The organism is Achromobacter sp. NCFB-sbj8-Ac1-l (assembly GCF_052695805.1).
This window is the reverse complement of record NZ_CP199812.1, coordinates 2492792-2516937: the sequence shown is the minus strand read 5'-3', so window position 1 is coordinate 2516937 and position 24146 is coordinate 2492792. Positions and strand designations below refer to the sequence as shown.

Here is a 24146-nt window from a genome sequence, read left to right as displayed (position 1 = left end):
CTTAAACTCCTTGTGCTGCGGGTTTGGCCTGCGGGTCCAGGTCGGCCGGCACGGGCAGGGACGTGGGGGCCGTCGGCTCGACCCCCCATCCCGAACGCCATGAGCGCAACTGGAAGACCCACGCCAGCACTTCCGCGACCGCGGTATATAGCTCGGCCGGGATTTCTTTACCCAGGTCGACGTGTTGATACAGGGCGCGCGCCAGCGGCGGCGCCTCCAAGGTGGGAATGCGGTGTTCGGCGGCCAGCTCACGGATCTTGGCCGCGATCAGCCCGGTGCCCTTGGCCAGCACCCGCGGCGCGCCATTCTTGTCTTCTTCGTACTTCAGCGCCACCGCGTAGTGGGTCGGGTTGGTCACGACCACGTCGGCGTTGGGCACTTCGGACATCATCCGACGGCGCGCGGCCTGGCGCTGCTGCTGGCGGATGCGGGCCTTGGTGTGGGGGTCGCCCTCGCTTTCCTTGTGTTCCTGGCGCACGTCTTCCTTGGACATGCGCAGCTTTTTCAGGTGGCTCCAGATCTGCCACGGCACATCCAGCATCACGATCACCATCAGCGAGGCCACGATGAAGGCGCAGCACATCGCCACCAGGGTCAGCGCCTTGGTCAGCGCCGCCGTCGGGGCCACGTGCATCAGGCCCAGCATGTCGTCGTGATAGCGCCAGATGATCCACACCGCCACGCCGCCCACCAGCAGGGCCTTGGCCAGCGCCTTGACCAGTTCGACCACCGTCTGGGCCGAGAACATTCGCTTGAGGCCGGCGAACAGGCTCAGCTTGGAGAAATTCGGCGACAGCGGCTTGCCCGAGATGACGATCCCGCCCAGCAGCACGCTGGACAGCACGGCAATCACGGCCAGCAGGCCGAAGATCGGCAGGATCACCATCAGCGCATGGCCAAAGCCGTTCACGGCCAGCTCGACCATCACGCCCGGGTCGGTCACCACGCGCTGGTCGAACGCCAGCCCGCCGCGCAGCACCCCGCTCAGTCCCCGATAAAGCGAACCGCCGCCCATCCAGATGGCCGCGACACCGGCGGCCAGCATCATGAACGTGCCCAATTCCCGGGAACGCGCAATCTGCCCCTCCTCGCGCGCCTTTTCCAGGCGCCTGGGAGAGGCGGCTTCGGATTTCTCGAGGTCGCTTTCTTCGGCCATGCTCTGCGGTGTCGTTGCGGCTCGCGGATTGACGGATTACGAGCTGCCCGCCGAGATTCTAGGTGGCATGGCCATTTGGCGATAAGCCAAGAAACGGGGGGAAAGCGGCGCTATTCCTCAGCCCGCCGCCGCCAGCGGGTGACGGCCGGGCTCACCGGCCGCCAGGGCGGCCTGGAAGCGCATGTAGTCCAGCCCGATCCGGACCGCGCCCCAGTGCTCGCCGTCCAGGTACAGGGGCACCGAAATGTCGTTGACGATCTCCCCGGTATCGCGGGAATAGGTCTGAAACAGCAGGGTTTCGGTGTTGGCCGCCAGCCGGGCCCCGACCGGGTCGTCGAAGATCCGCTTGTGGCGCACCCGCAGGATGTCCTGCGCCGGATCGCCGCTGGGCGCATGGGAATAACGGCTGTTGTGGGCCGGCGCGTAGCCCCGCCCGTCCACCAGCAAGGTGTAACTGCCGCCCGGCACCGCCTCCAGCACGCTGTCCAACAGGCGCGTCAGCGCCTCGTCGATGCCGCGGTCATAGGCCGTGTGATAGCGCGGCGGCTCGCTGCCCGCAATTCGCTGGTAGTGGCGGTCGAACACGTCCAGTCCGCGCTCGCGCGCGTGCTGGAGCAGCCGGATGGCCGCCAGCCGGAAGGCATCCAGCGTCTCTGACAGCCGGTCGAACGCCGTATTGCCCGTGCGCATGTCCGATAGCACCTCCTGCACGCTCTCGGTCTGGCGCCGGATGCGGTCGATTTCGCCGGACATGCTGGCCACCCGCTCGCGCACGTCGGCGCTCAGCGCCGCGATGCGGCTGACGTCCTGGCTCATGCCGTGGTTGGTGGCGTCGACCTCGCCGATGGCCTGCACCACCTCGCCCACCTGGCGATTCATGCTGTCGAAGTCGCGCACGAAATGCTGGAAATCCTGGCGGGTCTTGTCCAGCACCGCGCCCGAAGCGTCCACGTCTTCGCGCAACAGGCCGGTCTGCCGCTGGGTCGAATCCACCAGTTCCAGCATTTCGCCGGTATGGCGGCCGATATCGCTGGTCGCCGCATTGACCCGCTCGGCCAGCCGGCCGACTTCGCTGGCCACCACCGCGAAGCCGCGACCGGCGTCGCCCGCCCTCGCCGCCTCGACCCCGGCATTCAGCGCCAGCAGCTGTGTCTGCAGGGCAATGTCCTTGATCAGCTTGCTGATGTCCCCCACCGACCGGGCCCGGCCGGTCAGTTGTTCGACCACGGTCGTGAAGGACGCCATCTCGCGGGTCATGCGGTCGACGCGTTCCTTGACCTCGGACAATTCCGCCAGCGCCTGCTCGGCAGCCCGCAGGTTCTGTCCCGAGACCTGCGCGATCTCGCGCGCGTGGGTCGAGGTGGACGCGGACAACGCCGCGATCTGCGCGCCGCTGGCGGCCAGCGCCTCGGCCGCGCGCGCCTGTTCCTGCGCCAGCGCGGCGCAGCGGCCCGCCTGGAACTGGGTCCGGGCGGTGTTCAGGGCGATTTCGATGCTGGATTGCCGCACCGTCACCACGCGGCTGCGGATGCCGGACAGAAAGCGGTACAACGGCCAGGCGGCCGGACTGACGGACAGCGGGCGGTCGGACAGCGCGGCGCGGCCGCGATTGAGCCGGCGCAATAACCCCCAGATGCCTCCGAATGCGAATACGGATCTGGCCACGATGCACCTCCTTGTGCGGCCCGGATCGCCTTCTATGGGCATCCGTTGCCTGGACGCGGCGGGCGCGCCCTGTCTCTTGCTGCTGGCCCCGATTCTTATGGTTGTGCAGTCTACCCAAGCGTGCGGCTTCGTACTCTTAGGGAATACGACCATGCCTGGTCAAGCAACGCGGCGGACGGGACAGGCATCCCGGCCGCCGCCGGACCCAGCGGTCAGAAACCCAGGCTGGCCAGCAGGTCGTCGACCTGGTCCTGGCTGGTCACGACGTCGGTCTTGCCTTGTGGGCTGACCTGCGGACCGTTGAGCAGGCTGTTGGCCTCGTCGCGGCGCTCTTGCGGCACGCTGTCCAGCAGCACCTGCAGCAGCTCGCGCTCGATCGCGCCGACCACGTCCATCATGCGCATGATGACCTGGCCGGTCAGGTCCTGGAAGTCCTGCGCCATGATGATTTCCATCAGCTTGGACTGGGTCTGCTGCGTCTGCTTGGGCACGTCCTGCAGGAAGGCGCGGGTGTCCTTGACCAGTTCGCGGGCCTCGGGCAATTCCAGCGGCTGGTCATACCATTGCTGCCAGCGGCTATCGAGCGCCTGGGCCGAACGCGACATGCCGTCCTGGATCGGGCCGGCGGCCTCGGTGGCGTTCAGCACGCGGTTGGCGGCCTGTTCGGTCATCTGCGCCACGTAGCGCAGGCGGTCGCGGGCATCGGGGATGGCGTTGGCCGCGTCCTTGATGGCCTGGTCCAGGCCCAGCTCGCGCATGCTGTCGCGCAGCATGCGGGTCAGCGAGGCAATGCGGTGGATCAGGTCCGGGGATTCGGCCGGGTCAACATTCTGCGTCGTGCTCATTCACGCACCTCAGCCGCCAATTTTCTCGAAGATCTTGACCAGCTTCTCTTCCAGCGTCGCCGCGGTGAAAGGCTTGACCACGTAACCGTTGGCGCCGGCCTGGGCCGCCGCAACGATGTTTTCCTTCTTGGCCTCGGCCGTCACCATCAGCACCGGCAGCGAAGCCAGGGAGGCATCGGCGCGGATCTGCTTGAGCATTTCCAGGCCATCCAGGTTGGGCATGTTCCAGTCGGACACGACGAACTGGAAGCCGCCGTTGCGCAGCTTCTCCAGGCCGATGGCGCCGTCTTCGGCCTCGTCCACGTTCTCGAAACCCAGCTCTTTGAGCAGGTTGCGGATGATCCGCCGCATGGTGGGGAAGTCATCCACCACCAGAATCTTGATGCCCTTGTCTACCATCTTCAACTCCAAAAGAAATGTGCTTGAGACCGATCGGGGAGACGTCCGCGTCAGACGCGGTGCCCCCGGTCGCCCAGGCGAGTCAGAATGCGCTCACTCATCGCCGACAGCGGCACCACTTCGTCAGCCGCGCCTATCGCGATAGCCTCCCGGGGCATGCCGAAGACCACGCAACTGGCTTCATCCTGCGCCATGGTGTGGGCGCCGGCGCGGTGCATGGCCAGCATGCCGGCCGCTCCGTCCTTGCCCATCCCGGTCAGGATGACGCCGATGGCGTTCTTGCCCGCTGCCACGGCGGCGGAATTAAACAGTACGTCCACCGACGGGCGATGGCGGTTCACGGGTTCGCTGGCTTCCAGCTCGATCACGTAGTTGGCGCCGCTGCGGCCCAGGCGCATGTGCGTATCGCCGCCCGGCGCCAGGTAGACGTGGCCCGGCAGCACCCGCTCGCCGTGCACGGCTTCGCGCACCGTCACCGCGCACAGGGCATCCAGACGCTGCGCGAACGACCGGGTGAAGCCGGCAGGCATATGCTGCGTGATGAGAATGGCCGGGCTGTCAGGCGGCAGGGGCTGCAGCACCTCGCGAATGGCTTCCGTGCCGCCCGTGGACGCGCCCACGATGACCAGCTTTTCCGAGCTGGACAGCGGCCGGCGCAGCATCGGCGACGGTGCCGGCGCAGCCGCGTGCGGGCTGGGCGCGCGCAGCTTGGCGCGCGAGGCCGCGCGGATCTTGTCGGCGATCAGTTCGGTGTATTCCAGCAGCCCGTCGCGAATGCCCAGCTTGGGCTTGGTGACGAAGTCGATGGCGCCCAGTTCCAGGGCGCGCAGCGTGATTTCGCCGCCGCGTTCGGTCAGCGACGACACCATCACGACCGGCATCGGCCGCAGGCGCATCAGCTTTTCCAGGAAATCCAGCCCGTCCATGCGGGGCATTTCCACGTCCAGCGTCAACACGTCCGGGTTGTGCTTCTTGATGAGCTCGCGCGCCACCAACGGATCCGGCGCGGTCGCGACGACCTCCATGTCCGGCTGGCTGTTGATGATCTCGGTCATCAGCCCCCGCACCAGCGCGGAGTCGTCCACACATAACACTCTGATTTTCTGCATTGTTTTTACCGCCTCGGTCTGGCGTAAGCCCTAAGCCCGACCCACGCATTCGTAGACTGTCTGCCCGCGCAGACGGAAATCCCGGCTGATATAGGTAAAGTTCTCCGAGTGGCCCGCGAACAGCAGGCCGCCCGGCTTGAGCAGCGGAACAAAACGCTCGAGTATCTTTGCCTGGGTCGGTTTATCGAAATAGATCATCACGTTGCGGCAGAAGATCACATCGAACTTCTCGCTGATCGGCCAGGACGGCGCCAGCAGGTTCAAGGTCTCGTAGCGCACCATGTCGGCGATCTCGGGCCGCACCCGCACCTGGCCGGCGTTGGCGCCGCGGCCCTTCAGGAAAAAGCGCTTGAGGCGGCTTTCTTCCATCTTGGCCACGCGTTCGGCCGGATAGACCGCCGTGCGGGCCCGGTTCAGTACGTTGGTGTCGATATCGGTCGCCAGCACCGTCGAACCGCTGGCTCGGGGGCCCAGCGCCTCGGCCAGGGTGATGGCGATGGAATACGGTTCTTCGCCGGTCGACGCCGCACAGCACCACACCGACACCGGACCGCCGCGCTTTTGCGCAAAATCGGCCAGGATCGGGAAGTGATGCGATTCGCGGAAAAACGCCGTCAGGTTGGTCGTCAACGCATTGACGAAATCTTCCCATTCGGCCGCGTCGGGCTCGTTTTCAAGCTGGTCCAGGTAGCTGCCGAAATCCTGCCGGCCCAGCGCCCGCAGGCGCCGCGCCAGCCGGCTGTAGACCATTTCGCGCTTGTGCGTGCCCAGCGAGATGCCGGCGCGCGCGTGGATCATCTTGCGCACGCGGGTAAAGTCCGCGTCGCGAAAATCGAATTGGCGGTCCACCGAAATGGACGGTGCCGGGTTTGCTGCTGTCGCCACCACTGCCCTCAATGTCCCAGGGCAAGCGCGTCAGGCGCTTGCAATCGCGAATCGTCCTGGGCCGCGCGGCCCGAGGACAGCCGGTGCGCCGGCACTTCAATCACTTCACCCGCATTGATCTTGAACACGGCCACCGCTTCAGCCAGGCGCTGGGCCTGTTCCTGCAGCGAGCCGGCCGCGGCTGCGGCTTCTTCCACCAGCGCCGCGTTCTGCTGCGTCACTTCGTCCATCTGCGAGACCGCGCGGTTCACCTGGTCGATGCCGCTGGATTGCTCTTCGGAGGCCGCCGAGATCTCGCCCATGATGTCCGTCACGCGCTTGACCGACGCCACGATTTCCTGCATCGTCGCGCCCGCACGTTCCACCTGTTGCGAACCCGCGCCCACCTTGGTCACCGAGTCCTCGATCAGGCCCTTGATTTCCTTGGCCGCCTGCGCGCTGCGCTGGGCCAGCGAGCGCACTTCGCCCGCCACCACCGCAAAGCCCTTGCCCTGCTCGCCGGCACGCGCGGCTTCCACCGCCGCGTTCAGCGCCAGGATGTTGGTCTGGAACGCAATGCCGTCAATGACCGACACGATTTCCGAGATCTTGCGCGAGCTGGCCGAAATGCCATGCATGGTGTTGACCACCTCGGCCACCGCCGAACCGCCGCGCTCGGCCACGTCCGATGCACTGGCCGCCAGCTGATTGGCCTGGCGCGCGTTGTCGGCATTCTGCTTCACGGTCGAGGCCAGCTCTTCCATCGATGCCGCGGTCTCTTCCAGCGAGGCCGCCTGCTGCTCGGTGCGGCTGGACAGGTCCGTATTGCCGGCCGCGATCTCGTGCGAACCGACGTTGATCTCGTCCACCCCGCGGCGTACCGACGCCACGGTGCGGGTCAGGCTTTCCTGCATGCGCTTGAGCGCGGCAAACAACTGGCCGATTTCATTCGTATTGCGCGCCTCCACGCGGGCGGTCAGGTCGCCGCCGGCAATGCGGTCGAAATGGTGGCCGGCTTCCTTGAGCGGCTGCAACACGCGGCGGCGCAGGAACACATAGGTGGCAAACACCAGCAGCGCGGCGATCACGCCGCCGGCGCTGACGGCCATCAGCACGAACTGGTAACGCACCTGCGCGACCTCGTGCGCATCCAGCATCTTGCTGGCACGCCAGAAATCAAAGCCTTCCACGGCGCGGGCAAAACGCCCTTCCAGCGCGTCCTGCACCTTCTGCACCTGCGCCTGGTAGGCCGGCATGTCGGCCTTTTCCAGCGCGGCGGCCAGCGGCGTGAGGCCTTGCTGCACCAGCGCGGTGTAGGCGTCCTCGACTTCCTTGAGCGACTCGGCTGCTTCGGCCGGCTTGGGCAGGGTCTTGAAGAAATCGAACTCGGCCTGGCCCTTGTTCATCGACGCCTTGGCGCGCTCCAGCAGGCCGGCGGCCTCGCTGGACAGACCTTGCGCCAACAGCGTGGGCTGGCCCACGCTGCGCACGATGTCGGCGTAATTGGCCGCAGCCGAACGGCCCAGGCCGTTCAGCGTATCTTTATAGCTGGACACGACGCGGCCCACCGCGTCGTCCAGTTCCTGCGATTGCTTGATTTCCGCCAGGGTGCCATTGCTGATGCGCAGCGACAGTACGCCGAGCGCCGCTCCAATCACCAACATGAATGAGAAGAACGCCAGCACCCACAACAGGCTGCTGCGTATCGTCATGTTCGCGAAAAACTTGCGCATCACAAGAACCACTCCTGACTGCAATCGTTAAGGAAAGCGCCATATTGGTTCAATATGGCGCGCTCATCTCACTGGATTCCGACCGCTCCGATCAGGAGGCGGCCTTCTCCACCAATGCCATTTCGTCGCTGGTCATCATCTTTTCGATGTCGACCAGGATCAGCATGCGTTCGTCCACCGTGCCCAGGCCCGTCAGGTACTCGGTGGACAGCGTGGCGCCGAACTCCGGGGCCGGACGGATCTGGCCGGCGTTCAGCATCAGCACGTCCGACACCCCGTCGACCACGATGCCGACGACGCGGCGATCCAGGTTCAGGATGATGACGACGGTCTGCTCGTTGTATTCGACGCTGCCCAGGTTGAACTTGATGCGCAGGTCGACGATCGGCACGATGATGCCGCGCAGGTTGGTCACGCCCTTGATGAAGGGCGGAACGTTGGCGATGCGGGTCACCGTGTCGGCGTCGTAGCCGCGGATTTCCTGCACCTTCAGGATGTCGATGCCGTACTCTTCGTCGCCCAGCGTAAACACCAGGAACTCGTTGCCGACATCTTCATTGCGCGCGGCTTGCGCTTGCGGTTTGGCTGCCATGGGGCTATTTCTCCATCAATTCAGAATGGCTTCGGGCTGCGACCAACGCTCACGGTTGGCGCGCGCAAGCGCAAATACGTCGACGATCAACGCCACGCTGCCATCGCCCAGGATGGTGGCGGCGGAGATGCCGGGGACCTTGCGGTAATTCGATTCCAGGTTCTTGACCACCACCTGGTGCTGGCCGATCAGGTGATCCACCAGCAGCGCGAAACGACGGTCTTCGGCCTGCATGATGACCGCGATGGCCTGCGTCGGGTCGGTCTGGGCTTCGCTGACCGAGAACACGCGGTGCATTTCCACCAGCGGCAGGTATTCGCCGCGCACGTGCATCACGCGCTCGTTGCCGGCCACGGAATAGATCTGGTCGTTGGTCGGCTGCAGCGATTCGGTCACGTGGTTCAGCGGCAGGATGAAGGTCTCTTCACCCACCCGCACCGACATGCCGTCCAGGATCGCCAGCGTCAGCGGCAGCACGATGCGCGTGGTGGTGCCATTGCCCGGCTCGCACGACAGCTGCACGTGGCCGCCCATGTCCTGGATGTTGCGTCGCACCACGTCCATGCCCACGCCGCGGCCCGAGATATCGGTGACCTTTTCGGCGGTAGAGAAACCGGGCGCGAAAATCAGCTGCCAGATTTCGTCGTCCGGCGAATTCTCGTTGACCGGCAGGCCCTGGGCCATGGCCTTCTTCAGGATCTTCTCGCGGTTCAGGCCGGCGCCGTCGTCGCTGACTTCGATGACGATGTTGCCGCCGTTATGCTGGGCCGACAGCACCAGCTGGCCCACCGGGTCCTTGCCCGCGGCGACGCGCTTTTCAGGCGTCTCGATGCCGTGGTCCAGGCTGTTGCGCACCAGGTGGGTCAGCGGATCGATGATGCGTTCGATCAGGCTCTTGTCCAGTTCGGTCGCGCGGCCGTAGGTCTGCAGTTCGATCTGCTTGCCCATCTTGCCGGCAATGTCGCGCACCAGGCGCGGGAAGCGGCTGAACACGTAGTCCATCGGCATCATGCGGATGGACATCACGGCTTCCTGCAGGTCGCGCGCGTTGCGCTCGAGCTGTTCCATGCCGTTGAGCAGGCGGTCGTGCAGCACCGGGTCCAGCGTGGACGCGGTCTGCGCCAGCATCGCCTGGGTGATGACCAGTTCGCCCACCAGGTTGATCACCTGGTCGACTTTTTCCACGCCCACGCGAATCGACGTCGATTCCTTGTCGGCATGGGCCGGCGCGGCGGCGCGGCTGGTGCGCGCGGCCTGCGAGATGGCTTCGGCCGCCGCGGCGGATTCCGCCATGGCCGGCGCAGCCGCAGCGGGCGGCGCCTCGACCGGGGCAGCGGCCACCGGGGCGGCCACGACCGGCTCGGCCACCGCCGGCGCTGCCGCGGCGGGCGCGGCTTCACGGGCAATGTTCAGTTGGTCGGCATCGACGATGAAGCAGCACACCGCTTCGATATCGTCCGGCGTGCAGGTGCTGTCCACCCACACGGTCAGCACGCCATTGGCGCGCTCGCTGGCCTTGACCTGGCCCAGGTTGCCCATTTCTTCCAGCAACGACTCGGCGTCCTTGTCGGATACCTTGGTGATGCGCACGCGCAGCGGCAGTCCGGCCGTGTCGGCGGGCGCGGCCACCTCGGCCACTGGTTCAGGCGCGGCCTGCACCGGCGCGGGCGCCACGACAGGCGCCGCAACGGGTGCCGCAACAGGGGCCGGAGCGGGCGCCGCGGCGGCGGGGTCCTTGTGCTCCAGGGCGAGCTGCCTCAAGACCGCGCAGATACGCTCAAACACGGCGTCATCGGGCTCTTCGGAGGCCCGGTAGGCATCCAGTTGGCTTTTGAGCACGTCTTTCGTTTCCAAGAAAATATCAATCATGTCCGTGCGCAGCGCCATTTCGCCGCGGCGGATCGCGTCCAGAAGGTTTTCCAGCAGATGGGTCGTGCCCGCCAGCTGCGTGAAGCAGCCGAACGTGGCCGCGCCGCCCTTGATCGAGTGGGCCGCGCGGAAAATGGCATTGAGCTGCTCGATGTCGGGCGCGCCCACGTCGAGCTCGAGCAGAAGCTGCTCCATTTGCGCGAGCAGTTCGTCTGCTTCGTCGAAAAAGGTCTCGTAAAACTGACTGAGATCCAAACCAGAACTCATGACCCGTACGCCTTCATAAATGAACCTGCTTACGCGCCGGACTGCTCATCGAGCAATTCGGACGCCAATTCCACCAGCACATCGGGGTCGACCGGCTTGGAAAGCCAGCCACAAACGCCCAGATCCCGAGCGGCCATCTTGCTATCCACATCGTCTTCGGTGGTCAGCACCAGCACCGGCACATCCAGGTACTGGTCCTGCTCACGCAAACCCTGGATCAGCTCCAGGCCGCCCATCACGGGCATGTTCCAGTCGCTGACCACCAGATCCACCGGATGGCGCCTGGCCATCTCCAGCGCTTCCTGGCCGTTGCCGGCCGTCAGCACCTTCCACCCCGCGCCCGTCAGCGTCGCCTGCACGATCATTCTCATCGTCGCCGAATCGTCCGCCACCAGAATCGTTGCCGCCATTGCTATCGAGCCCCTTCAGCTTGCGGCGTTGCCGCCGTTTCGCCCTGCTTGGTTGCCGTCGTGGCCTGGGCGGCGGCTTGCACCGCCTCCACGGCCGTTCCAACCTCGCGGGCATCCTTGGCGCTCACGTCCGCTGCGGCGGCGTTCTCGTTTTCGATGCGCCGCTGGGTGCTCTGGTTGAGCACCACTAGGCTGATACGTCTATTAACGGCCGCATACGGATCATCTTTAACCAGGCTCATGCTGGAAGACAGACCCTGGATGCGCATGACCTTGCTTTCGTTCATGCCGCCGGCCACCAATTCCTGCCGCGAGGCGTTGGCGCGGTCGGCCGACAGCTCCCAATTGCTGTAGGCGCGCTCGCCGCGGGCGTACTGCGACGCGTCGGTATGGCCGGAGATGCTGACCTTGTTGGGCAGCTCGTTCAGAACCGGCCCCAATTCACGCAGGATGTCGCGCATGTAGGGCTGCACTTCGGCACGCCCCGTCGCGAACATCGGGCGGTTCTGGTTGTCGATGATCTGGATGCGCAGGCCTTCGGTGGTCAGGTCGATCAGCAGCTGGGGCCGGAAACTCTTCAGGACCGGGCTGTTCTCGATGACGTTTTCCAGGCGCTTCTTGAGGTTTTCCAGGCGGTGCTGGTCGCGCCGCTCGGCGTCGCCCATGGGCTGGGCCTCGACCCGGTTGCCCTGGGCGCGGCGCACATCGCCGTCGTTGCGCAGGGGGTCGCGCCCGCCGCCGGGCACCGCGCTGGTCTCGGCCGAGCTGCTGGGGCCGCCCGTCAATGCCACGCGCAGCGGCATGCGGAAGTACTCCGCGATGCCCTTCAGTTCTTCGCGCGGCACGATGCTGATCAGCCACATCACCAGGAAAAACGCCATCATCGCCGTGATGAAGTCGGCGTAGGCGATCTTCCAGCTGCCGCCGTGGTGTCCGCCGCCGTGGACCTTCTTGCGGCGAATCACCACACGGTGGTTGTTTACCGTGCTCATGGCCCGCTCCGTCAGGCCTTGGCGGTCGACTTGGTCTGCCGGACGTGCTCTTCCAGCTCACCGAAGGTCGGACGCACGGACGAGAACAGCACCTTGCGGCCGAATTCCACCGCCAGCTGCGGCGGGTAGCCGTTCATGCTGGCCAGCAGCGTGGTCTTGATGCATTCCAGCACTTTCATGGCTTCGTCCGAACGACGTTCGACGCGCGAGGCCATCGGGCCGACAAAGCCGTAGGCCAGCAAAATACCCAGGAAGGTGCCGACCATGGCCTTGGAGATCAGGTCGCCCAGGATAGCCGGCGGCTGGTCCACGGCGGCCAGCGCCTTGATCACGCCCAGCACCGCGGCCACGATGCCGAAGGCCGGCAGCCCGTCGGCCATCTGCTTGAGCGCATTGGCAGGCACTTCGCGCTCGTGGCGGTAGGTCTCGATTTCCTCGTCCATGAGCGTTTCGATTTCGAACGAGCTCATGTTGCCGCTGATCATGATGCGCAGGTAGTCCGTGATGAACTCCATGAGCTTGGCGTCTTTGGCGATACGCGGGTATTCACTGAAGATCGGGCTGGAGGCCGGATCCTCGATATGCGATTCGATGGCCATCAGGCCTTCGCGCCGCGCCTTGTTCAGCAGCACGTACAGGAGCGCCATCAGCTCCATGTAGACGTCCTTGCCGTAGCGCGAGCTTTTCAGCATGTCGGGCAGCGCGTTCTTGACCAGCATCAAGGACTTCTTGCTGTTGCTGGCCAGGAAGGCGCCGAAGGCGGCGCCAAAGATCAGCGTGAGTTCGAACGGCTGGTAAAGCGCGCCCAAGTGGCCGCCCAGCGCTATGAAGCTGCCGACGACCGACACGATCACCACGAGAAAACCGATAACAATCAACACATCAGGCCCCTGCCAACGAAGTCTAAAACCGGCGTCAATGATCCCCTGTTCCCCCCGACCCAAAAAGGCGGGTTACGGGGAGTTTTCCAGGGCTTTTGATGTATTTGGAAACGCCGCTCAGGAGCGGGCGGCGTCCACGGCGGGTGCGGGACGGCTGCCGGCGCGCGCCTTGGCCGCGGCGCGGGTCTTGCCCGCCCGGGGTGGCGGACGGCAGATCGCGCACACGAAATCCGACTGCGGATCATGGGCGTGCGCAATGAAATGGCCGCCGCACTGGCGGCAGGCGGACAGCTGCAGCATGCCGCTGTCGAAAAAGCGCACCAGCATCCACGCGCGGGTAAAGCTCAGCACGGGTTCGGCGGATTCGGCGCTGTCCACGCCGGCGTTTTCGAGGTACAGGCGGTACGCGTCGATGATGGCGCGGATGCCTTTGCTGCTGGTACGCGAATTCAGGAACGAATACACGTTGTAGAAGAGCGACGAATGAATATTCGGCAACCAAGTCATGAACCAGTCAACCGAAAACGGCAGCATGCCCTTCGGTGGCGAGCAGCCGCGTATTTCGCGGTACAGGCGTGCCAGGCGGTCGTGGCTCAGGCTGGTTTCAGCCTCCAGCACCTGCAGCCGCGCCCCCAAAGTGATCATGGAGCTGGCAAGCAGAATGTCATCCGCTTCCTGCGAAACGCTCTTGGTGGCCATTACACGTGTCCCAGTGGGGTCGACAGGCCGTCAGGCCAGTTCTTCAACAGGTTGCTTGGCCAGCAGGATCGTCGCGTGCGCCTGTTGCAGCGCGCCGCCCAGCACGTCGTGCGTCAGGGCGGACAGCAGGCTGTAATCGTCGAAACGGAAACGGCACAGCAGCGAGCTGGAGCTGGCCAGCTTCACCAGCTGAGCCGGAGAAAGACGCATCAGGATATCGGCAACTTCGTTGCTGAAACCCAAGCGGAACATCGATGCAGCATAGTCATCGCGCAGCATGCGCTGTGCGAGCAGTAAATAAGACAGATTCACTTCGCGAATATCTGCCAGCAAAGAATTTTCGACTTGTTGCACGCCCGACTCCCTATTCCCTATCCCACCGAAGGGGCTTGATAACCAAGGACAATTCGCAACACTGTTGCGCCCTGCCCGCTGCATCCTGTTTTAATGCGAAATGTATCATTTGTTCGCAATTTAAGTAAAATTTACCACAGGTCATGTCATTTTCTATGACTTATATGACAAATCTTTGTTGATATTGCGCAACTCGGGCGTTTCGATACACCTTGACATAGAAATCCCTGACAAATCTACGTCAATTTGCCAAATAAGCATTCAAAACGTTGCGTGCTTTAAGGAATGAAATAACGGCTTTTGCCGACAATGACACCTTGCCGATCACAGAATCTTGCTAGCTTTATCGCAGCCGCGCGTTTGTCGACAATGTCGCAAATTGACAACAACCGACGACGCGTCACGATGGACACCGCCCGACATTCCCGCAATGCCCCACGCAGATGACAGCTTGGTCGAATATGCCCCGCTAGTGCGGAAGCTGGCCCTGCAATTGCTCGCCCGGCTGCCGGCCAGCGTCGAACTGGACGACCTGATCCAAGCCGGCATGATCGGCCTGCTGGACGCCGTGCGGCGTTACCAGGAAACGGCTGACGCCCAGTTCGAAACCTACGCCACCACCCGCATCCGCGGCGCCATGCTCGATGAGCTGCGCGGACAGGACTGGCTGCCGCGCAGCGTGCGCGCCAAGGCCCGCAAGATCGAACAGGCCATCCAGCAGCTGGAACAGCGCCTGATGCGCGCCCCCACCGAGGCCGAGATCGCGCAGCAGCTGGACATGCCGCTGAACGAATACCAGACGCTGCTGCACGACGCCCAGGGCGTGCAGATCGTGCATTACGAAGATTTCGCCACCGAGCCCGACGCCGCCTCCGGCCAGACCGACTGGACCGCCACGCTCAACCACGGCTCGGCCGGCGGCAATCCGCTGGATTCCCTCCTGGCCGGCGACTTCCGCCAGGCGCTCATCCACGCCATCGACACCCTGCCCGACCGCGAAAAGCTGCTCTTGTCGCTGTGCTACGAGCAAGGCCTGAACCTGAAGGAAATCGGCGCGATCATGAACGTGACCGAAGCCCGCGTCTGCCAGCTGCGCTCGCAGGCCACCGCCCGCATCCGCGCCAAGCTGCGCGAGCAGGCCTGGCAGGATTTGCCCCAGGAAGGGCAGATCGCGCAGATCATCTAGGCGCGGCCTGGCGGGCGCCGTCGCGGCAACCCACCAAAACCCCGGCACTTTCCGCCCCTTTTCAAGCCTTCCGCGCGGCGCCCCGGCTGGTAGGCTGCTGACCTACCGTTGACCTCTTTTCGCACGGCAAAGACGCCAGGCAAGCGATTGCCTAGACATGGACCCCGAGATGACTGAACCCGATCTGCTGAATCAGGCAATTTCCGATACCTACGACGAAACCCCTTACACGTCCAACGCTTTCGCGCAGACTGCTCCGGGGCACTTGCGGGCGGTCGCCCACCTGTACGGCCTGGATTCCGCACCGCTGGAAAAGGCTCGCGTGCTTGAATTGGGCAGCGCTGCGGGCGGCAACCTGATTCCCTTCGCCGCCGCCTACCCTGACGCGGACGTGGTCGGCATCGACTTGTCTCCGGAGCAGATCGCCGCAGGACGGAAAATCGTGCAACAACTGGGCCTGCGCAATCTGGACCTGCGCGCGCTGAGCATCACGGACATTGACGACAGCCTGGGCAAGTTCGACTACATCATCTGCCACGGCGTCTTCAGCTGGGTCCCGCCCGTTGTGCGCGAGGCCATCCTGCGCGTATGCCGCGACAACCTCGCCCCGAACGGCATTGCCTACATCAGCTACAACACCTATCCCGGCTGGAAGGCGTCGGACGTGCTGCGAGATGCAATGCAATTGAACAGCTTCGGGGCCACTACTCCCGCCGAAAAGCTGAAAAAAGCCAGGGAGATGCTGCAGTTGATGGAATTCGGCCTTGCACCGAGCAATCCTATGCGTGAAGCCTTGCAGCAAGCTGCAAACAAGCTCAGCCCGCATCCGGACCACTACCTGTTCCACGAGTATCTCGAGACAATCAACGCCCCGTGCTATTTCCTGGAATTCGCCGCCAATATCCAACAAGCGGCCCTCACGTACGTCAGCGACGCCCAACCCGAGGGCTCCTTCGCCTCGAACTACGGAACTGCGACAGCGGCAATGCTCTCGTCGCTATCCTCCGACGCTGACCGCCTCATGCGGGAGCAATACCTGGATTTCGCCGTGGGCAGACAATTCCGCCAGAGCTTGTTGGTGCATGCCGAGCGTGCCGAACAAATTCTGGACCGCCCCGAAGCCAGTTTCTTCAACTCGATGCACTTTGCCGCGCAACTTGCCACGGATACGCAGCGCGACCAGGCCAACGCTGAGCAACGGCACTTCCGTACTCCATCCAACTTGGGTCTGGCCACGCACGACGCATCGTTGATCGCATTGATCGAAGCCCTGCAGCAGACCTGGCCCGCATCGCTTTCGTTCGACCAAGTTTGCGCCGTCACTGGCACCAAATCCCCCCATAAGGGTGCGGACCTGGAACACGCCACCTTCCTGAATCTCGTCACGCTGCTCAATTGCGGCGCCTTGCGCTACCGTTGCGAACCTGTTTGTTATCTCAACAGCCCAGGCAAGCCAGCCCTGATCCCCGCCGCTCGTGAATTGATAATTGCGGCAAGCCAACAATCCCTGCAAGTCGGCCATTCAAACCTTTGGCATCAGACAGTCAATCTGAGTACGGACCCCGCCACCCGCTATGTCGCATCTCTGCTGGATGGCTCACTGACCCAGGCCGAATTACGCACGAAACTGCGTGATGCATTGACGTCTGGTCGCGTTCCTCACCCAGACGGCTTGGAACTCAAGGGAGCCCGCAACGCCGACCCGGTCGCCCAAGCTTTGCTGGTCCGCATCCTCTCGGCCTTGCGAGTGGGCGGCCTCCTGAGCTAAAGCCACAATATCCCGTCCCCTATATTCAATAGAGCTCTCTGTCCGCGCAGAATCAGGCTCTGGAGAATACAACGAGGGCGGGAACAGAAAAAAGTACGACTTTCGCGAATTAGCCCTAAAGATTGATTTGGCAATGCCGTAATCCTGGCAACGGACGAACTTGAAAGCAACTAAGTCAGTTCTTCACGTTACAGTTGGGCGGCTCAGCTGCCCGGTTTGAAGAAGCCTTTCTCTCCTTGGGAGCTTAAACATGGCTGCAGTTATCAATACCAACTACTTGTCGCTGGTTGCCCAGAACAACCTGAACAAGTCCCAATCCGCCCTGGGTACCGCCATCGAGCGTCTGTCGTCCGGCCTGCGCATCAACAGCGCCAAGGATGACGCCGCCGGTATGGCCATTGCCAACCGCTTCACCGCGAACGTCAAGGGTCTGACCCAAGCCGCCCGCAACGCCAACGACGGCATCTCGCTGGCCCAGACGACGGAAGGCGCCGCCTCCGAAATCAACACCCACCTGCAGCGCGTTCGCGAACTGTCGGTGCAAGCCGGTAACGGCAACTACTCGCAAGAGCAGTTGAACTCGATGCAAGATGAAATCAAGCAACGCTTGGACGACATCAACCGCATCTCCGAACAAACCGACTTCAACGGCGTGAAGGTTCTGTCGGGCAACGCCAAGCCGCTGACGCTGCAAGTCGGCGCCAACGACGGCGAAACGATCACCCTGAACCTGTCGGAAATCAGCGTCAAGACGCTGGGTCTGGACGGCTTCAACGTGAACGGCAAGGGCGTGACGAACAACCGCACCGCCACCGTGTCCGACCTGCAAGCTGCTGGCGGTGTCGCAGGCACCGGCGCCACTGCCAACGACTGGACCGTGACGACCAAGTTCGCCAAGGTCAGCGCTGATCAAGCCTTCGCCAAGCTGGAAAATGGCAACCAAGTCAACGTGGGCGGCGGCAACTCCTACACGTACGACGCAGCCAACGGCAACTTCACGTTCACCAACAAGACCGCTGCCGCTGGCATCGGCGCGCTGGCTTCCTCGCTGACCCCGGCGTCGGGCACGGTGACCGGTACTTTCTCGAACAAGGGCGCAGCCACGACCACCTTCGAAGTGGATGCAACGGGCAAGGTAACGATCGGCGGCAAGGACGCCTTCCTGACCGCTGCTGGCGAACTGACCACCAACAACGGCGGCGGCACCACCGCGGCTGCTACGCTGACGAACGTCCTGACGGCCGCTGGCAAATCGGGCACCGTTGGCGAAGCCTCCGTCTCGATCGGCGGCAAGACCTACAATAGCGCCGCCACCGCAGGCGACCTGACCTTCACCGACACCAAGAGCAAGGACGCTGTCCTGGCCGAGTTCAAGGCTGCCGCTGCCGGCACCGTCGTTCTGGGCCAAGGCATCACCAGCGCCACGCTGAACTTCGCGACGGGTACGTCCTCGGATACGTACGTTGACGACGCAGGCTCGTTCACCAAGATCGCTGGCGGCACGTTCGACACCGTCTACACCGTCGACCCCAACACGGGCAAGGCCACGGTCAAGAGCGGCACGGGCACGGGCGACTACGCTCCGAAGGTCGGTTCGACCGCCTACGTGAGCAGCGGTGGCAAGCTGACGACCGAAACGACCAGCAAGGGCGACAAGACTGTCGATCCGCTGAAGACGCTGGACGCTGCCTTCACGAAGCTGGACAAGCTGACCGGCGAACTGGGCGCTGTGCAAAACCGCCTGGAATCGACCGTTGCCAACCTGAACAACATCGTGAACAACCTGTCGTCGGCCCGCTCGCGTATTCAAGACGCGGACTACGCCACGGAAGTGTCGAACATGTCGAAGGCTCAGATCCTGCAACAGGCTGGTACCTCGGTTCTGGCGCAAGCCAACCAAGTGCCGCAAACCGTTCTGTCGCTGCTGCGTTAATCACGCCGCAACGTCCGACGGTGGGGTCGGACAGGCCGCAAGGCCTGCTCCACCCGCCTTCGCACCAGGTCCTTCGCACCTGGTCGCAACCCAAGCCGGCGCAAGCCGGCTTGTTTTTTGTGCGAGGCCCTCGCTGTGCTTCGCCAGCGCGCCCGCTTCCTCCCGGCGAATCAACGCCAAGCCCCCCTTTTTCCCAGCTATTCGTGATTTGCCTGCCTTGGCACTTCCCGCATAATTGCCGTCGCACGCTTTTTGTATCCATATCTTTCGCAACATGACCACCACGCCTCCCGATCCACTCGCTACGCAGCACGACAGCACTACGGATCCCCACGACGCGGAGCCGGAGGATGCGCAGACGGTGCGCCTGCGCGAAGAGAACCGCGCGCTGCGAGCGTTGCTGGCCGCACAGGTGCAGGCGTCGCTGCCCCGCCCCAACCCGGCCAAGCGCCTGGGCTGGTGGCTGATCAGCGCGCCCGGCGCCGCCCTGGTTGGATGGCGCAATCTGCTGGGTCGGGAAGATGCACGTCCCATGACCGGCAAACGGGTGGGCTACGCCACCCTGACGGTCCTGTACACGCTGGCCATCTACGGCGCCTTGGTATTGCTGGTGGTGTCGTGGAGCACGCCCAACGCCGCGCGCTCCGGCGTCAACGCCGCCGGGCCGGTACGCGTGCCGCTGGCGCCACCGCCCGGTGCAGGGATGCAAGCCCCCAACCCGGCATCCCCTGCCACCTCGCCCGGCGGCTCGACCGCGACGGCCGGCGGTTCGAGCGAAACGGCTCCTTCCGATGCTGGCGCGGCACCCGACGCAGGCAAGCCCTCCCCATCCGGCAATGCCGCGCCCGCTGCCGGTATACCCGCTGCCGGTATGCCCGCAGCCGGTATGCCCGCAGCCGATACCCCCGCGGCCAATCCACCCGCCCCCTCCACCGCCGCACCGAAATCAACGCTGCGCATCACCGAAATCCCCGCCGAGAATCCGCACGCCTGGGTCGACGCATTGAAGGCAGAATTGGGGCGCTGCGCGGCGCTGGGCTTTTTCGAGCGTCCGGATTGCGCCTGGGCCGCACGCAAGCAGTACTGCGGCCCGAACCAAGGCTGGGGCGCCATCAAGGAATGTCCCGCCCAGCAATAAAACAACGCCGTATCACGCGGCAGATCATTGCCCCGCCCACGACAAGTGGGCGATAATTCAACCACTCTCCGGGCTCCCGCCCGGCATGCATGCCACCAGGACACCCGCCATGGATCTTTCCGTCAACAACACCGTCAACACCGGCCTGGCCATGCGCGATGCGCAACTGATGGCGGAAATCCAGGCGCGCGTCACCAAGAAAGCCATCAACGCGCAAGCCGACACCGTCGCCACGCTGATGCAATCGCTGCCGGTGGTGGCCATCGACGGCACGCTGGGCACGCGCATCAACACTCAGGCGTAAACCTCGCGGCACTAGCCGCCCCGCGGCGGCGGCCCGCGGCACATCACGCACTCTGCGTGGCGCCCCTTTGGCCGGGGACATTACCTGGCGGCGTCACAGCCGGGGCGAAGTCACAACGCCCGCCCGCTCCCGGCCATCGCCCCGCCTGCCCTCAGGCGTCCAGGTGCTTGCACATCAGTTCCTCGAACCATTCCAGAAATACCGCCAGCCGGCGCGACCGCTGCCGCCGGTGCGGATACAGCAGCGTCACCGGCATGGCCGGGGCGCGGTGGGTCGGCATGACCTCGACCAGCTCGCCCGCGTCCAGCAGGTGCTGCACATCGAAGCGCGGAATCTGGATCAGCCCCAGGCCGGCCAGGCAGCAGGCGATATAGCTTTCGGCGTTGTTCACCACCACGCGGCTGGGCAGCGCGATGGCCTGCGCGGCGCGCTCGCCGGCCGCGATGTCCCAAGGCAGTTCACGGCCCGTCGTGGGCGACGCATAGCCGACCATCCAGTGGCCCTCCGCCAGGTCTGCCGGATCCCGCGGCACGCCCTGGTCGCGCAAGTAGGCCGGGCTGGCGCAGTTGATCAGCGCAATTTGTCCCAGCGGCCGCGACACCAGGCTGCTGTCATGCAGCGCGCCGATACGCACCGCACAATCGACGCCCTCCTGGATCAGGTCGATGGCGCGGTCGCTGGACCCCAGCGCCAGCTGCAAGCGGGGATGGCGGCGCAGCAGCCCCGGCAGCGCCGGGGCCACCAGTCGCCGGGCGATGCGGCTGGGCACGTCCACGTTCAGGCGTCCGGCCACCTGGCGCGCGCTCTGCTGGAACAGGTGGTCGATCTCTTCCACCTCGGCCAGCAGCGGCCGCAGGCGTTCCAGCAACTGGGCGCCGTCGGCGGTCAGGCGCACCTGGCGCGTGGTCCGGTGCAGCAGCCGCACGCCCACCTGGGTTTCCAGTTGCTGGATGGCCGCCGATACGGAGGCGCGCGGCAGCTCCAGCGCATTGGCGGCCTTGATGAAACTGCCCATCTCGGCCACCTGCGCGAAGACGCGATACTGTTCGAATCTGTCCATTCCTGTCCCGGCGTGGCGTGGCGGCACGGTGCCGCCGGTGCCAGCATAGCGGGTCTGCCTGCCATCGCAACCGCCCGCCTTGGCCACCACGGCCAGCCAGGGCGACCGCCCGCCGATCCCGACCGCCTGCCTGACGCCTTGGGATAGCCGTGGGCCCGGCAGGCCCGCCGATCGCCTACTTCGTGGTGTAGCCGCCGTTGATCAGGATGGTCTGCCCCGTGATCCACCAGCCGTCGCTGACCAGGTGGCGGATGAACGGCACCACGTCTTCGATGTCGGTCAGGCCGGTCTTGGAAAACGGCGACAGCGCGGCCGCGGTCTTGTGGTACGCCACCGCATCGGCGCCTTCTGCCGGATAGAAGAATGGCGTGTCCATCGGGCCCGGGCCCACCGCCGTCACCGAGATGCCGCGGGCGCCGAACTCTTTGGCGGCGGCGCGGGTGTAATGCTCGACCGGCGCCTTGCTGCCGGCATAAGCCGCGTAGAACGGGGTGAAGGCGCCCAGCAGGGAGGTCACCAGGGTGCAGACCTTGCCGTTGTCATTCACATGACGGCCCGCCTCTTTCAGGAAGAAGAACGCCGACTTGGCGTTGACGGCGGCCATCTCGTCGTACTCGGCTTCGCTGATCTCGGCCAGCGGCTTCTTGAGCACCTTGCCGACCGTGTTGATGGCGATGTCGGGGCGGCCCACCGCGGCCACGGCATCGGCAAACAGCTTTTCGACGGCGCCCGCCGTGCTCAGGTCGGCCTGCAACGCCACCGCCTTGGCCCCGGCGGCCTCGATGGCGGCCACCGTGGCGTCGGCGTCCGGCTTGGACGCGGCGCTGTTGTAGTGGATGACGACGGCGCGGGCGCCTTGCGTAGCCAGGTCGCGGGCGATCAGACCGCCCAGGTTCTTGGCGCCGCCGGCGATCAGCGCGACTTTGCCTTTGATGGAATGGTCTGCCATGGAAACTCTCCTGCATCGGTAAGGGGAGATTCGATTCTAGGCAGCTGCCCCGCCGGAATCAGCCCGCTGCGGCGGGATGGATTATCCAGAAAAACGTCCCAATGAAAACAGCCCGACGGGGGAAGATCCCCATCGGGCTGCGTGGCCTTGGCCAAGCCGGACCGGAGTCCGGCACACGCCGCGGCTTACTTCTTCTTCATGGGAGGCAGGTCGGTGCAGACGCCTTCGGCCACTTCGGCCGCCATGCCCACCGATTCACCCAGGGTCGGGTGCGGGTGGATGGTCTTGGCGATGTCGATGACGTCGGCGCCCATTTCCACGGCCAGCGCCACTTCGCTGATCAGGTCGCCGGCGTGGGTACCCACGATGCCGCCGCCCAGGATGCGATGCGACTCGGCGTCGAACAGCAGCTTGGTGAAGCCTTCGTCGCGGCCGTTGGCAATGGCGCGGCCCGAGGCGGCCCACGGGAACACGCCCTTCTCGATCTTGATGCCCTGCTTCTTGGCTTCGTCTTCGGTCAGGCCGACCCACGCCACTTCCGGATCGGTGTAGGCCACCGACGGAATCACGCGGGCGTCGAAGAACGACTTCTGGCCGGCGGCGGCTTCGGCCGCCACGTGGCCTTCATGCACAGCCTTGTGCGCCAGCATGGGCTGGCCGACGATGTCGCCGATGGCGAAGATGTGCGGCACGTTGGTGCGCATCTGGCGGTCGACTTCGATGAAGCCGCGGTCGGTCACCGCGATGCCCGCCTTGTCGGCGCCGATCTTCTTGCCGTTGGGGCTGCGGCCCACGGCCTGCAGCACCAGGTCGTAGCGCTGCGGCTCTTTCGGCGCGCCCTCGCCTTCGAAGGTGACGTAGATGCCGTCTTTTTTGGCCTCTGCGCCGACCGTCTTGGTCTTGAGCATGATGTTGTCGAAACGGCCGACGTTCTTTTTCTGCCAGACCTTGACCAGGTCGCGGTCGGCGCCCTGCATCAGGCCGTCCAGCATTTCCACGACGTCCAGGCGCGCGCCCAGCGTGGAATACACCGTGCCCATTTCCAGGCCGATGATGCCGCCACCGATGATCAGCATCTTCTTGGGGATTTCGCGCAGCAGCAAGGCGCCGGTGGAATCGACGATGCGCTCGTCGTCGGGCAGGAACGGCAGCTTCACCGACTGGCTGCCAGCGGCGATGATGGCCTGCTTGAAGCGGATGGTCTGCGACTTGCCGTCGGCGCCCTTGACCGCCAGGTGGTTGGCGTCGGCAAATTCGCCCACGCCCGTCACCACGGTGACCTTGCGGGCCTTGGCCATGCCAGCCAGGCCGCCGGTCAGCTTGGCGACCACGCTGTCCTTGTAGCCGCGCAGCTTGTCCAGGTCGATCTTGGGCTCGCCGAAGCTGATGCCGTGGGCCGCCAGCTCGCGCGCTTCGTCGATGATGGCGGCGTTGTGCAGCAGCGCCTTGGACGGAATGCAGCCCACGTTCAGGCACACGCCGCCCAGCGTCGAATAGCGCTCGACCAGCACCACGGACAGGCCCAGGTCGGCGGCGCGGAAGGCGGCCGAATAGCCGCCGGGGCCGGCGCCCAGCACCAGCACGTCGCATTCGGAATCGGCCGAACCCTTGAAGCTGGCGGCAGCGGGAGCCGGTGCGGCAGCCTTGGGGGCCTCGGCTTTCGCGTCGGCCTTCGGGGCTTCTGCCTTGGTCGCGTCGGCCTTGGCGGCCGGCGCGGCGGCGGCGTCCGAGGCTTCGACCTCGAGCACCACGGCGCCCTCGGCGACCTTGTCGCCCACCTTCACGGCGATCGACTTGACCACGCCACCCTGCGAGGCCGGGATTTCCATCGAGGCCTTGTCGGATTCGACGGTGATCAGGCTTTGCTCGGCCTTGATCGTATCGCCCACGGCGACCAGCACTTCGATGACTTCGACTTCTTTGAAGTCACCGATGTCCGGCACTTTGATTTGAACGGTATTGCTCATAGGGCT

Annotated in this window: 22 protein-coding genes; 5 read left to right on the top strand and 17 right to left on the bottom strand. The window is 64.8% G+C overall.

All coding sequences use genetic code 11. The features are described 5' to 3' along the window. Position 1: 1 nt before the first annotated feature. The 14 genes from flhB to flhD all read right to left on the bottom strand — a co-directional run bounded on the left by flhB (position 2) and on the right by flhD (position 13835). Positions 2 to 1156: a flagellar biosynthesis protein FlhB gene (gene flhB / locus ACUDP5_RS11570; protein WP_263912008.1), complete on the bottom strand. Its 1155-nt coding sequence runs from the start codon at positions 1154 to 1156 to the stop codon at positions 2 to 4. Positions 1157 to 1273: 117 nt separating this feature from the next. After that, a complete protein-coding gene (locus ACUDP5_RS11565; RefSeq protein WP_263912006.1) occupies positions 1274 to 2821 on the bottom strand; it encodes a methyl-accepting chemotaxis protein in 1548 nt (515 codons plus the stop codon). Between the two features lie 212 nt (positions 2822 to 3033). Beyond that, positions 3034 to 3666: a protein phosphatase CheZ gene (cheZ, locus tag ACUDP5_RS11560; RefSeq protein WP_445658813.1), complete on the bottom strand. Its 633-nt coding sequence runs from the start codon at positions 3664 to 3666 to the stop codon at positions 3034 to 3036. A 9-nt stretch (positions 3667 to 3675) separates the two neighbouring features. Beyond that, the gene (cheY, locus tag ACUDP5_RS11555) at positions 3676 to 4065 is read right to left on the bottom strand and encodes a chemotaxis response regulator CheY (protein WP_006387517.1); all 390 of its coding nucleotides are present in this window, start codon (positions 4063 to 4065) and stop codon (positions 3676 to 3678) included. A 50-nt stretch (positions 4066 to 4115) separates the two neighbouring features. Next, complete coding sequence (locus ACUDP5_RS11550) at positions 4116 to 5174, bottom strand: protein-glutamate methylesterase/protein-glutamine glutaminase (protein WP_445658812.1); 1059 nt, start codon at positions 5172 to 5174, stop codon at positions 4116 to 4118. A 30-nt stretch (positions 5175 to 5204) separates the two neighbouring features. Then, positions 5205 to 6059 carry a CheR family methyltransferase gene (locus ACUDP5_RS11545; RefSeq protein ID WP_445658811.1) on the bottom strand — a complete coding sequence of 285 codons (855 nt, stop codon included), beginning with the start codon at positions 6057 to 6059 and terminating at the stop codon, positions 5205 to 5207. Positions 6060 to 6067: 8 nt separating this feature from the next. Continuing rightward, positions 6068 to 7771 (bottom strand): methyl-accepting chemotaxis protein, encoded by a 1704-nt coding sequence (locus tag ACUDP5_RS11540; RefSeq protein WP_445658810.1) that lies wholly within the window; start codon positions 7769 to 7771, stop codon positions 6068 to 6070. Between the two features lie 91 nt (positions 7772 to 7862). Continuing rightward, entirely contained in the window at positions 7863 to 8363 is a 501-nt protein-coding gene (gene cheW, locus ACUDP5_RS11535; RefSeq protein WP_025138907.1) for a chemotaxis protein CheW, read from the bottom strand. A gap of 15 nt (positions 8364 to 8378) precedes the next feature. After that, a complete protein-coding gene (gene cheA, locus ACUDP5_RS11530; protein WP_263911999.1) occupies positions 8379 to 10499 on the bottom strand; it encodes a chemotaxis protein CheA in 2121 nt (706 codons plus the stop codon). Between the two features lie 29 nt (positions 10500 to 10528). After that, positions 10529 to 10909 carry a response regulator gene (locus tag ACUDP5_RS11525; protein WP_263911998.1) on the bottom strand — a complete coding sequence of 127 codons (381 nt, stop codon included), beginning with the start codon at positions 10907 to 10909 and terminating at the stop codon, positions 10529 to 10531. Positions 10910 to 10911: 2 nt separating this feature from the next. Beyond that, on the bottom strand, positions 10912 to 11901 hold the full coding sequence (motB, locus tag ACUDP5_RS11520) for a flagellar motor protein MotB (RefSeq protein ID WP_025138910.1): 990 nt from the start codon (positions 11899 to 11901) through the stop codon (positions 10912 to 10914). 11 nt (positions 11902 to 11912) lie between these two features. Then, positions 11913 to 12782: a flagellar motor stator protein MotA gene (gene motA / locus ACUDP5_RS11515; protein WP_263911996.1), complete on the bottom strand. Its 870-nt coding sequence runs from the start codon at positions 12780 to 12782 to the stop codon at positions 11913 to 11915. Between the two features lie 117 nt (positions 12783 to 12899). Next, positions 12900 to 13481 (bottom strand): flagellar transcriptional regulator FlhC, encoded by a 582-nt coding sequence (flhC, locus tag ACUDP5_RS11510; RefSeq protein ID WP_263911995.1) that lies wholly within the window; start codon positions 13479 to 13481, stop codon positions 12900 to 12902. 30 nt (positions 13482 to 13511) lie between these two features. Further along, entirely contained in the window at positions 13512 to 13835 is a 324-nt protein-coding gene (flhD, locus tag ACUDP5_RS11505) for a flagellar transcriptional regulator FlhD (RefSeq protein ID WP_006219025.1), read from the bottom strand. Positions 13836 to 14265: 430 nt separating this feature from the next. Between flhD and ACUDP5_RS11500 the strand changes: the two genes are divergently transcribed. From ACUDP5_RS11500 to ACUDP5_RS11480, 5 genes are all read left to right on the top strand, one after another. Continuing rightward, positions 14266 to 15021, top strand: coding sequence for an RNA polymerase sigma factor FliA (locus tag ACUDP5_RS11500; protein WP_025138913.1), 756 nt, complete (start codon positions 14266 to 14268; stop codon positions 15019 to 15021). Positions 15022 to 15190: 169 nt separating this feature from the next. Continuing rightward, positions 15191 to 16789, top strand: coding sequence for a methyltransferase regulatory domain-containing protein (locus ACUDP5_RS11495; RefSeq protein WP_445658809.1), 1599 nt, complete (start codon positions 15191 to 15193; stop codon positions 16787 to 16789). Positions 16790 to 17039: 250 nt separating this feature from the next. Then, entirely contained in the window at positions 17040 to 18722 is a 1683-nt protein-coding gene (locus tag ACUDP5_RS11490) for a flagellin N-terminal helical domain-containing protein (RefSeq protein ID WP_445658808.1), read from the top strand. 274 nt (positions 18723 to 18996) lie between these two features. Beyond that, positions 18997 to 19860 (top strand): hypothetical protein, encoded by an 864-nt coding sequence (locus ACUDP5_RS11485; RefSeq protein WP_445658807.1) that lies wholly within the window; start codon positions 18997 to 18999, stop codon positions 19858 to 19860. 109 nt (positions 19861 to 19969) lie between these two features. Beyond that, positions 19970 to 20164, top strand: a complete 195-nt coding sequence (locus ACUDP5_RS11480) for a putative motility protein (RefSeq protein ID WP_025138917.1) — start codon at positions 19970 to 19972, stop codon at positions 20162 to 20164. A 151-nt stretch (positions 20165 to 20315) separates the two neighbouring features. Here ACUDP5_RS11480 and ACUDP5_RS11475 read toward each other — a convergent pair whose 3' ends face one another. From ACUDP5_RS11475 to lpdA, 3 genes are all read right to left on the bottom strand, one after another. After that, positions 20316 to 21224, bottom strand: a complete 909-nt coding sequence (locus ACUDP5_RS11475) for a LysR family transcriptional regulator (RefSeq protein WP_263911988.1) — start codon at positions 21222 to 21224, stop codon at positions 20316 to 20318. 175 nt (positions 21225 to 21399) lie between these two features. Then, positions 21400 to 22173 carry an SDR family oxidoreductase gene (locus ACUDP5_RS11470; RefSeq protein ID WP_263911987.1) on the bottom strand — a complete coding sequence of 258 codons (774 nt, stop codon included), beginning with the start codon at positions 22171 to 22173 and terminating at the stop codon, positions 21400 to 21402. A 185-nt stretch (positions 22174 to 22358) separates the two neighbouring features. After that, on the bottom strand, positions 22359 to 24140 hold the full coding sequence (gene lpdA, locus ACUDP5_RS11465) for a dihydrolipoyl dehydrogenase (RefSeq protein ID WP_445658806.1): 1782 nt from the start codon (positions 24138 to 24140) through the stop codon (positions 22359 to 22361). Between the last annotated feature and the right edge of the window lie 6 nt (positions 24141 to 24146).

Excerpts from the sequence above, each read along its gene's own strand:
- flhB (WP_263912008.1), bottom strand. The coding sequence starts at position 1,156 with ATGGCCGAAGAAAGCGACCTCGAGAAATCCGAAGCCGCCTCTCCCAGG.
- cheZ (WP_445658813.1), bottom strand. The coding sequence starts at position 3,666 with ATGAGCACGACGCAGAATGTTGACCCGGCCGAATCCCCGGACCTGATC.
- cheY (WP_006387517.1), bottom strand. The coding sequence starts at position 4,065 with ATGGTAGACAAGGGCATCAAGATTCTGGTGGTGGATGACTTCCCCACC.
- ACUDP5_RS11550 (WP_445658812.1), bottom strand. The coding sequence starts at position 5,174 with ATGCAGAAAATCAGAGTGTTATGTGTGGACGACTCCGCGCTGGTGCGG.
- ACUDP5_RS11540 (WP_445658810.1), bottom strand. The coding sequence starts at position 7,771 with ATGCGCAAGTTTTTCGCGAACATGACGATACGCAGCAGCCTGTTGTGG.
- cheW (WP_025138907.1), bottom strand. The coding sequence starts at position 8,363 with ATGGCAGCCAAACCGCAAGCGCAAGCCGCGCGCAATGAAGATGTCGGC.
- cheA (WP_263911999.1), bottom strand. The coding sequence starts at position 10,499 with ATGAGTTCTGGTTTGGATCTCAGTCAGTTTTACGAGACCTTTTTCGAC.
- ACUDP5_RS11525 (WP_263911998.1), bottom strand. The coding sequence starts at position 10,909 with ATGGCGGCAACGATTCTGGTGGCGGACGATTCGGCGACGATGAGAATG.
- motB (WP_025138910.1), bottom strand. The coding sequence starts at position 11,901 with ATGAGCACGGTAAACAACCACCGTGTGGTGATTCGCCGCAAGAAGGTC.
- flhC (WP_263911995.1), bottom strand. The coding sequence starts at position 13,481 with ATGGCCACCAAGAGCGTTTCGCAGGAAGCGGATGACATTCTGCTTGCC.
- ACUDP5_RS11500 (WP_025138913.1), top strand. The coding sequence starts at position 14,266 with ATGCCCCACGCAGATGACAGCTTGGTCGAATATGCCCCGCTAGTGCGG.
- ACUDP5_RS11495 (WP_445658809.1), top strand. The coding sequence starts at position 15,191 with ATGACTGAACCCGATCTGCTGAATCAGGCAATTTCCGATACCTACGAC.
- ACUDP5_RS11490 (WP_445658808.1), top strand. The coding sequence starts at position 17,040 with ATGGCTGCAGTTATCAATACCAACTACTTGTCGCTGGTTGCCCAGAAC.
- ACUDP5_RS11485 (WP_445658807.1), top strand. The coding sequence starts at position 18,997 with ATGACCACCACGCCTCCCGATCCACTCGCTACGCAGCACGACAGCACT.
- ACUDP5_RS11480 (WP_025138917.1), top strand. The coding sequence starts at position 19,970 with ATGGATCTTTCCGTCAACAACACCGTCAACACCGGCCTGGCCATGCGC.
- ACUDP5_RS11475 (WP_263911988.1), bottom strand. The coding sequence starts at position 21,224 with ATGGACAGATTCGAACAGTATCGCGTCTTCGCGCAGGTGGCCGAGATG.
- ACUDP5_RS11470 (WP_263911987.1), bottom strand. The coding sequence starts at position 22,173 with ATGGCAGACCATTCCATCAAAGGCAAAGTCGCGCTGATCGCCGGCGGC.
- lpdA (WP_445658806.1), bottom strand. The coding sequence starts at position 24,140 with ATGAGCAATACCGTTCAAATCAAAGTGCCGGACATCGGTGACTTCAAA.